Source organism: Oleiphilus sp. HI0061, assembly GCF_001635675.1.
Genome location: NZ_LWFE01001655.1, coordinates 1 through 558 on the forward strand (window position 1 = coordinate 1; position 558 = coordinate 558).

1 protein-coding gene is annotated in these 558 nt (G+C 44.6%); it reads right to left on the bottom strand.

Going from position 1 to position 558, the window contains the following annotated elements; all coding sequences use genetic code 11:
- On the bottom strand, positions 1-402 hold a 402-nt coding region (gene gspJ, locus A3735_RS25515; RefSeq protein ID WP_068638888.1), incomplete at its 3' end, for a type II secretion system minor pseudopilin GspJ.
- Positions 403-558 lie beyond the last annotated feature (156 nt).

Genomic DNA, 558 nt, shown 5'->3' on the forward strand with positions numbered 1-558 from the left:
CCAGTAGTGCCTTACAAGCTTTTCACTATCCAGCTCGTAGGCGACACGTTGAATCTCGGAACGCTTATCGTCTAAAGGATTACGCCAGCCTACTCGGCTAAATTGGATTTTATAAAAATCAGAGCTGCTATCCAGTGCGTTTTGATAGTCGCCATACTCGTCTCGTATCGAACGACCAATGACTTGCGAAAGGTCGCGCTTAACGATCAGCATTGCTTTTTGAATTTGATTCAGCTCTTCGAGATGAACCTGAGTACGATCACTACTTGTGATCGCTGAGTTCAATACCTGCCAGGCGCCCAAACCAATTAATGCAGTAATACCTATCGCGATAAGGACTTCTAGCAATGTGAAGCCTTGTTGAGATGCAAGGGCTTGCTTGATTTTGGTGGAATCCAGCATTAGTAGCGCCCTAACATACTGGAAAGTGTTAGTTTTTTGCTCTTATCGCCACTCTGCTCATCGATAAGATAGACATCTACGTCGAGCTTGTTGATATCGGCATTTGCTGTTTTGCTAACCTTAGAAACCACCTGCCATTCTTGATTCGCAAACTCG